Source organism: Streptomyces sp. NPDC001514, from assembly GCF_053597075.1.
In genome coordinates, this window is record NZ_JBSFHO010000091.1 from 1 (window position 1) to 1,363 (window position 1,363).

At 74.2% G+C, this 1,363-nt stretch carries 2 protein-coding genes; both read right to left on the reverse strand.

What is annotated here, in order from left to right; all coding sequences use genetic code 11:
• Positions 1–169: 169 nt before the first annotated feature.
• Positions 170–823 carry an aspartate/glutamate racemase family protein gene (locus ACWCXB_RS36565; protein WP_450728816.1) on the reverse strand — a complete coding sequence of 218 codons (654 nt, stop codon included), beginning with the start codon at positions 821–823 and terminating at the stop codon, positions 170–172.
• Positions 824–903: 80 nt separating this feature from the next.
• The gene (locus tag ACWCXB_RS36570; RefSeq protein ID WP_450728818.1) at positions 904–1,233 is read right to left on the reverse strand and encodes a GNAT family N-acetyltransferase; all 330 of its coding nucleotides are present in this window, start codon (positions 1,231–1,233) and stop codon (positions 904–906) included.
• Positions 1,234–1,363 lie beyond the last annotated feature (130 nt).

A 1,363-nucleotide genomic window follows, 5' to 3' on the forward strand; every position in this document is an offset into this window, starting at 1 on the left:
CGGCGGCGGGACGGGGCCGGGCCCCGGACCCGGGCCCGGGACGGGCGACGGCGGCGGAATCGGGGGTGTGGGCGGTGGCTGGGGGTGTGTCATGCGAGGCTCCCGGGATCAGTGGGGCCGTACAGATCCAGGTTCTCCTGTTGCGGGTGCCCACGCGCGGCGGATCCAGTCATCGGCGCGCGGCGGCGGTGGCCCGCGCGGCGGCGACCGCCGCTGCGGCGAGGCCGGGGCGCGGGCTGGAGAGTACGGGGACGGCCGTCGTGGCACGGGCAGCCGCACCCGCCATGGATGCCTGAGCCAGGACGATCACCTCGGCGTCGGGTACTCCGTCGACGGCTGCGGCCACGGCGTCCAGAAACCCCTCCCGGTCACCCGCCTCGAACAACTCCCAGGCGCCCTCGACCACATGGGTACGGATCCGCGGGCTGCGCTCCCCCGCTTCGTCGCGGATCAGCGCGACGGTGGGCTCCAGAGTGCTCTCGAGCGCCGCGACGACCGCGATGCGGCGGTGGGTACCGGCCGCCGCGGCCATCGGCCGGTCCACGCGGAGCACGGGCACGCCCACGGCCTCGGCGCATCCCTCCGCGGCGGCACCGATCGTGGAGCAGGTGCACAGCACGGCGCCCGCTCCCTGTGCGACGGCCGCCGCGAGTGCGGCCCAGACAGCGCCCACGACGGTGACCGAGTCCGGGCCCTCGGCCCTGGCACGTGCCAACAGCTTCTCGTCCACCAGGTGCCGCAGCTCCAGCCCTGGGTGGTCGCGGTCCCGCAGCGCGTCGAAGACGGGGATGTGGGCCGGGGATGTGTGCAGCAGCGCCAGCACGGGTGCGGAGGCAGAGGCGGAGGCGGAGGCCGCGGCCGAGGCGGACGGTGCGGGCGGCCGGGAGCCGGCGGGCAGGGTCGTCACAGGCCCGGGTGCTCCTCGTTCAGCTGCCGCTCGGCCTCGCGCACCAGCTCGGCCGGCGGCACCGGTGCCTCGTCGGGGTGGCGCAGTGCCCACTTTGCGGCGTACGGGCAGAGCGGCACGACCGGAACGCCTTCGCGGGCGCCCATCGTGTAGAACTCCCGGACCAGCGAGCCGGCCACGCCCTTCCCCTCGTGCTCGGGCTCCACGACGGTGTGCACCGCGACGAGCGCCGGGGGCTCGCCGGTCATCGTGAAGTAGGCGATGTGTCCGGCGAACACGCCCTCCTCGTAAGCCTCCAGCCGGCCGGTCGTCGCGGAGCTCGAGATCTGCCATGACGCTCTCCTCGGTCGGATGACGTCGATGCTAGGTGTATTGACCCGCAGCGTTGTTGACGCGGCTGATCGGAGGTTGCCCTCCGATTGCGGTGTGGCAGCGGTGGTGGTTGTAGGTGTGGAG